We start from the raw sequence: 6702 nt of genomic DNA, 5'->3' as shown, positions 1-6702 counted from the left end.
TAAGCAGTAAACCGGGGCAACAAACCGGTGGTTGTAGAAAAATTCGGTGGAGCGGTAGTTCAGTCGGTTAGAATACCTGCCTGTCACGCAGGGGGTCGCGGGTTCGAGTCCCGTCCGTTCCGCCACCCTAATTAGGGGCGTAGTTCAATTGGTAGAGCACCGGTCTCCAAAACCGGGTGTTGGGGGTTCGAGTCCCTCCGCCCCTGCCAGAAATAATCCTTAGCATCTGCTAAGGATTTTTTTTTGCCTTTTTTCAGGCAATTTCCTTCCTGAATTTGTACCTTGGCTACATTTCAAAAGATCTGAAGAGCATCCTTGCCCTTCAGAACGCCCTATTCGATAACGTTAACCTTCAAAAGATCCTTTATCTGACTCTGTTTATCACTGTTTTGCAGCCAGATCGCATATAACGGACGCGAGAGTGTCTCTGTATCGACAACACGATATAAGCTCTCTTTCGGCTCAGCCCAGGAAACGGGCAACCAGGTACAACCATTTAGTTTTGGTAATTGTTGATGCGCCACTTCTGCTGAACTGGTCGTTAGCGTCGGCACGTCATCACTGGCGATCAATCCCGACTCATGTTGCTGAAAGTCCGGCCCCCACTCCAGGCGTAAGTAGTTGAGATCGCTTTTTTTCTTTTCTGGTTCGGCGCTATAAAGAGCAAGTGTGAAATGGCCTAATAACTGGCTGCTGAACTCATCCATCTTTGGCGTCTCGGTCGTTATCAGTAGATCGAGTTGTCTCTCATGTAACTGTTTTACCAGAGATTGTCGTTGCGCAATGCGTGCTTCAAACTGAAGGTTATCTTGCAAATGGTAAAGCCGGGAGAGCCAGTCACTCAGCATACATTCCCAAAGCGATGCGCTGGCACCAATTGAAAACTGATGATGCCGTGACGTATGTGCTACCTCTTTGCGGGCGGCTTGCCAGGTACTCATAAGCGTTTCTGCATAGGGCAGCAGCTTCTCGCCGGCCGCGGTCAGGCGGATATTATTACGATGGCGGGTGAAGAGATTAACCCCCAACTGGTTCTCCAGCTGGCGGATACGAAAGCTCACCGCGGACTGCGTGAGATAAAGTGCTTCCGCTGCGCGCCCGAAGTGACGAGTCCTGCTCACTTCGAGGAAAGTTTTTAACAATTCCGTATCCACTGTTTTCTCCGCAAAATTTTTTGTCGTAATGATTTAAATGTTTTGTTTTACACTCTGTCAAGCGTAACTAATACTCCGCGCCATAAATAGCTCGGCCAAAGAATTAGGAGCGTGCAGGATGGCGGAAAGCTTTACGACGACTAATCGTTTTTTCGACAATAAAAATTATCCTCGCGGGTTCTCCCGTCACGGTGATTTCACCATCAAAGAGGCGCAACTGCTTGAACGTCATGGTTATGCTTTTAACGAGCTGGAACTCGGCAAGCGTGAACCGGTGACTGAAGAAGAGAACCAGTTTGTTGCCGTTTGCCGTGGTGAGCGTGAACCCAACACGGAAGCTGAACGTGTATGGATCAAGTATATGGCACGCATCAAACGTCCGAAGCGTTTCCATACTCTCTCAGGTGGAAAACCGCAGATGGAAGGCGCGGAAGATTACACTGAATCCGAGGATTAAGAAGAAAGGGGCTCCGGCCCCTTTTTTTATGCCAACATATTTTGTAGATGAATGAGTAGCCTGTCGATTGCCCGGTAACTTAACGCTTCCTGCAAATGTTCCCGACGAATGGTTTCCTGTTGTTCAAGATCCGCGATGGTTCTGGCTACCTTAAGCAACCGCTGCCAGGCGCGTACGGATAAACCCAGCCGCGTCAGCGTCTCTTCCAGCCATTTCCCATCTTCTTTCGTCAGCGCACAGAAGCGCCTGGTTTCGCTGCTCTCCAGTTGCGCGTTGAGCTTTTGCTGGCGCTGATGCTGTTGCGCCTGCGCTTCAACCACTCGCGCACGCACAGCGTCGCTGCCTTCACCCCCTTGTTGTGGTTCACTCATTAAACCGCGTGTGGGCAACGGTATCTCCAGCGAGAGATCGAAGCGGTCGAGAAAAGGGCCGGATAACTTTCCCAGATAACGTAACGTTTGCTCGGGCGAACAGCGATTATGTTTTCCCTGATAATGACCGGTCGGACTTGGATTCATAGCTGCGATCAATTGAAAGCGGGCGGGGAAAGTGACTTTTGCCCGCGTACGCGAAATATGGATCTGCCCGGATTCAATCGGTTCGCGCAATGCATCGAGAACACGGCGTTCAAATTCGGGGAGCTCATCAAGAAAAAGCACGCCGTTATGCGCCAGAGAGATCTCGCCAGGTGCTGGTATGGATCCTCCTCCAACCATGGCAGTTAATGAGGCGCTGTGATGCGGCGATCGAAACGGCCTGCGCTTCCAGTGGCGGGTCAAGCTTGCGCTATTGATTAAACTCATCACCGCCGCGCTCTCTAATGCTTCGGTATTAGAGAGCGGAGGAAGTAAGCCGCTCATTCTGCTGGCCAGCATCGTTTTTCCCGTCCCCGGCGGGCCAATCAAAAGCAAGTTATGCCCTCCGGCCGCTGTAATTTCCAGCGCACGCTTCCCTTGTTCCTGACCAATAATGTCCCGCAGATCCTCTCTGTGCTCATCTTCCAGCGCAGCCAGGGGGGTAGGGTTCAACAACGTCTGTTTACCTTCCAGAAACGCACACACCTCCAGAAGATGATTCGCCACCAGACACGCCTGCGTCTCAGCCAGGCTCGCTTCCGCTTCGTTCTCTTTCGCAATGACAATTCGCCTGTTAGCCTTCACGGCTTCCATAACGCACGAGATAGCGCCGGGAACGCCGCGTAACGCGCCCGTAAGCGCTAACTCACCGACGAATTCGTAATGGTCGAGTGACGCCGCGTTCACCTGCTCAGAGGCCGCCAGGAGCGCGATAGCGATAGGTAAGTCATATCGCCCACCCTCTTTAGGCAGATCTGCGGGCGCTAGGTTAATGGTGATCCGCTTTGCGGGGAAATCATAACCACTATTGATGACGGCACTGCGTACGCGATCGCGGGCCTCCTTAACCGTCGTTTCGGGCAACCCAACAATGGTTAATCCTGGCAGCCCGTTGCTGATATGAACTTCGACGGTGACAAGCGGCGCGGCGACGCCTAACACCGCTCTTGTATAGATTACTGACAACGCCATAGACCCTCCTTGTCGATAGCATTATCTCGCTCCCTCCAGCTTTTTTCATCGAACAGATATCGTTATTACGCGTTTGTTTCCAACATATCGCTGCAATTTCATATATGTTTCGCCACGCTGGAAGGGAGTTCACAACTTGCCAGCCAGCCGATAAAGCGTGAAATATTTTCACCTCATATTTTTTCTATATAAAACAAACGCTTTTTAGTTAATCCTCTTACCTTTCAATTGAGGCGTCATAATTTTTTCTTGTGCCACATCGCAAATCTGTGTTACCTCTTTAGGCATTCCTTCGAACATGAAGCAAGAACGAACAACTATGACAGCCCTTCTACGAGTGATTAGCCTTATCGTGATTAGCGTGGTGGTGATTATTATCCCACCGTGCGGGGCTGCACTTGGACGAGGAAAGGCTTAGAAATCAAGCCTTAACGAACTAAGACCCCCGCACCGAAAGGTCCGGGGGTTTTTTTATCACCAAAAAACGCAAATCAGGAACAGAAATGAATATCAGCATAAAATTCTGTTTCTCACGATATTCGACGGGGATGTAGCTATGAATGGAGCACAATGGGTGGTACATGCGTTGCGAGCGCAGCAGGTCGATACGGTTTTCGGCTATCCTGGCGGTGCAATCATGCCGGTTTACGATGCGCTATATGACGGCGGCGTGGAACACCTATTGTGTCGGCATGAGCAGGGCGCGGCGATGGCGGCTATTGGGTATGCTCGCGCAACGGGTAAAACCGGCGTCTGCATTGCCACTTCCGGCCCGGGTGCGACGAACTTAATCACCGGTCTTGCGGATGCGCTGCTTGATTCCGTTCCGGTGGTGGCGATCACCGGGCAGGTTGCTGCTCCGCTGATTGGCACCGACGCTTTTCAGGAAGTGGATGTGCTGGGCATGTCTCTCTCCTGTACCAAACACAGCTTCCTGGTTGACTCTCTTGATTCTCTGCCGCGCGTGATGGCGGAAGCGTTTCATATCGCCAATTCTGGTCGTCCCGGCCCGGTGTTAGTTGATATCCCGAAAGATATTCAGTTGGCCGTTGGTAACTGGGAGCCGGACTTCGTTACTGAGCAGGAGGAGGTCGCATTTCCTCAGGCAGGGGCTTCTCAGGCCGCAGCGATGCTCGCCCAGGCGAAAAAACCGATGCTCTACGTTGGCGGCGGAGTGGGGATGGCGCAAGCGGTTCCTGCCCTGCGTGAATTCCTGACAGAGACGCAAATGCCGATTGCCTGCACGTTGAAAGGCTTAGGTGCGGTAGTATCTGACTACCCCTATTACCTCGGTATGCTGGGCATGCACGGCACGAAAGCGGCTAACTTTGCCGTACAGGAGTGCGATTTGCTGATTGCCGTTGGCGCACGTTTTGATGATCGCGTAACCGGCAAACTGAACACTTTCGCGCCTCATGCTCGCGTTATCCATATGGATATCGACCCGGCAGAGATGAGCAAACTGCGCCAGGCGCACGTTGCATTACAGGGCGATTTAAATGCGCTGCTGCCTGCGCTGCAACAGCAGCTTGCTATCGATGAGTGGCGTCAGCACTGTGCCGACCTGCGCCACGAACATGCCTGGCGCTACGATCACCCCGGCGAGGCGATCTATGCTCCGCTGCTGTTAAAGCAGCTCTCCGATCGCAAACCGGAAAACAGCGTCGTGACGACGGATGTTGGCCAGCATCAGATGTGGGCTGCCCAGCATCTGAGCTTTACCCGCCCGGAAAACTTCATCACCTCGAGCGGATTAGGCACCATGGGCTTTGGCCTGCCCGCCGCTGTTGGCGCGCAGGTTGCGCGTCCAGACGATACGGTAATCTGTATCTCCGGTGACGGCTCCTTCATGATGAATGTGCAGGAGCTGGGCACCGTAAAACGCAAGCAGTTACCGCTGAAGATCGTTTTACTCGATAACCAGCGATTAGGGATGGTTCGCCAATGGCAGCAGCTGTTCTTCAATGAACGTTATAGTGAAACCACCCTGACCGATAACCCCGATTTTCTCATGCTGGCCAACGCCTTCGGCATCCCAGGCCAACACATTACCCGTAAAGACCAGGTTGAAGCGGCACTCGACGCAATGCTCGCAAGCGATGGGCCCTATCTGCTTCATGTCTCGATCGACGAACTCGAGAATGTCTGGCCGCTGGTGCCGCCCGGTGCCAGTAACTCACAAATGCTGGAGAAATTATCATGATGCACCATGACGTCGCTGTTGAAGCCCGCTTTAATCCGGAAACATTAGAACGCGTGCTGCGCGTAGTGCGCCATCGTGGCTTTCAGGTATGTGCAATGAACATGGAAACGGCCTGCGATGCGCGCAACATAAATATTGAATTGACCGTTGCCAGCCCGCGGCCTGTCGAATTACTGTTTAGCCAGTTGAGCAAACTTGTCGACGTTGCCAGGGTCGATATCCGGCAGCGCGCTACATCATCATCATCACAACAGATCCGCGCGTAAGCGCAAAAGGAAGAATAATGACGACGAAAAAAGCAGACTACATTTGGTCCAATGGCGAGATGGTACGTTGGGAAGACGCGAAAGTTCACGTAATGTCTCACGCATTGCACTACGGTACGTCTGTATTTGAAGGTATCCGCTGCTACGACTCGCACAAAGGGCCAGTTGTTTTCCGCCATCGTGAGCATATGCAACGTCTGCGCGACTCCGCCAAAATCTACCGCTTCCCGGTCTCCCAGAGCGTCGACGAGCTGATGGAAGCCTGTCGCGCGGTGATCCGTAAAAACAACCTGACCAGCGCCTATATCCGTCCGCTGGTGTTTGTCGGTGATGTTGGCATGGGCGTTAACCCACCGGCAGATTACACCACCGATGTCATCATCGCCGCCTTCCCGTGGGGCGCCTATCTGGGCGCAGAAGCGCTGGATCAGGGCATCGACGCGATGGTCTCCTCCTGGAACCGCGTCGCGCCGAACACCATTCCAACGGCTGCGAAAGCGGGCGGTAACTATCTTTCTTCCCTGCTGGTCGGTAGCGAAGCGCGCCGCCACGGTTATCAGGAGGGGATCGCGCTGGACGTTCACGGTTATATCTCTGAAGGCGCAGGCGAAAACCTCTTCGAAGTGAAAGATGGCATCCTGTTTACGCCGCCGTTTACCTCCTCCGCGCTGCCGGGCATTACTCGCGACGCTATCATCAAGCTGGCAAAAGATCTCGGTATCGAAGTGCGCGAGCAGGTGCTGTCTCGTGAATCCCTCTATCTGGCGGACGAAGTCTTTATGTCCGGTACTGCGGCTGAAATCACGCCGGTGCGTAGCGTCGATGGTATTCAGGTTGGCGAAGGTCGCTGCGGCCCGGTCACCAAACGTATTCAGCAAGCATTCTTTGGCCTCTTCACCGGTGAAACGGAAGATAAGTGGGGCTGGTTGGATCAAGTTAATCCATAAATACCCGTCATACTTCAGGTTGTCGGTGTGTTGGCTGCATGCGTTCAGCCCAGTTACTTACTTATGTAAGCTCCTGGGAATTCGCTCGCTTGCCGCCTTCCTGCAACCAGAATGGTTTGGGGTAGAGC

Annotated in this window: 7 protein-coding genes and 2 tRNA genes; 7 read left to right on the top strand and 2 right to left on the bottom strand. The window is 53.0% G+C overall.

The features are described 5' to 3' along the window. The first annotated feature begins 48 nt into the window (after positions 1–48). Positions 49–125 (top strand) — tRNA-Asp (locus tag N7V53_RS21650). Between the two features lie 8 nt (positions 126–133). Next, positions 134–209 (top strand) — tRNA-Trp (locus N7V53_RS21645). Between the two features lie 123 nt (positions 210–332). On the opposite strand, the gene hdfR is transcribed toward N7V53_RS21645, so the two are convergent. Continuing rightward, positions 333–1154 carry an HTH-type transcriptional regulator HdfR gene (gene hdfR / locus N7V53_RS21640; protein WP_034812870.1) on the bottom strand — a complete coding sequence of 274 codons (822 nt, stop codon included), beginning with the start codon at positions 1152–1154 and terminating at the stop codon, positions 333–335. A 118-nt stretch (positions 1155–1272) separates the two neighbouring features. Here hdfR and N7V53_RS21635 point away from each other — a divergent pair, with 118 nt between their 5' ends. After that, the gene (locus N7V53_RS21635) at positions 1273–1611 is read left to right on the top strand and encodes a DUF413 domain-containing protein (protein WP_023479578.1); all 339 of its coding nucleotides are present in this window, start codon (positions 1273–1275) and stop codon (positions 1609–1611) included. Between the two features lie 26 nt (positions 1612–1637). Here N7V53_RS21635 and N7V53_RS21630 read toward each other — a convergent pair whose 3' ends face one another. After that, positions 1638–3158, bottom strand: a complete 1521-nt coding sequence (locus tag N7V53_RS21630; RefSeq protein ID WP_279794896.1) for a YifB family Mg chelatase-like AAA ATPase — start codon at positions 3156–3158, stop codon at positions 1638–1640. 319 nt (positions 3159–3477) lie between these two features. On the opposite strand from N7V53_RS21630, the gene ilvL reads away from it, so the two are divergent. The 4 genes from ilvL to N7V53_RS21610 all read left to right on the top strand — a co-directional run bounded on the left by ilvL (position 3478) and on the right by N7V53_RS21610 (position 6574). Next, positions 3478–3576, top strand: a complete 99-nt coding sequence (gene ilvL / locus N7V53_RS21625) for an ilv operon leader peptide (protein WP_032229281.1) — start codon at positions 3478–3480, stop codon at positions 3574–3576. A 138-nt stretch (positions 3577–3714) separates the two neighbouring features. Next, positions 3715–5361: an acetolactate synthase 2 catalytic subunit gene (ilvG, locus tag N7V53_RS21620; protein ID WP_279794895.1), complete on the top strand. Its 1647-nt coding sequence runs from the start codon at positions 3715–3717 to the stop codon at positions 5359–5361. Then, positions 5358–5627, top strand: a complete 270-nt coding sequence (gene ilvM, locus N7V53_RS21615; RefSeq protein ID WP_023479554.1) for an acetolactate synthase 2 small subunit — start codon at positions 5358–5360, stop codon at positions 5625–5627. Before ilvG ends, ilvM begins: the two co-directional genes overlap by 4 nt. 17 nt (positions 5628–5644) lie before the next feature. Beyond that, complete coding sequence (locus N7V53_RS21610; protein WP_076770438.1) at positions 5645–6574, top strand: branched-chain amino acid transaminase; 930 nt, start codon at positions 5645–5647, stop codon at positions 6572–6574. The last annotated feature ends 128 nt before the right edge of the window (positions 6575–6702 follow it).

The organism is Kosakonia sp. HypNH10 (genome assembly GCF_029850615.1).
Classification (GTDB): domain Bacteria; phylum Pseudomonadota; class Gammaproteobacteria; order Enterobacterales; family Enterobacteriaceae; genus Kosakonia; species Kosakonia cowanii.
The sequence above is the reverse complement of the archived record's forward strand: the minus strand, read 5'-3'. Positions and strand labels throughout refer to the sequence as shown.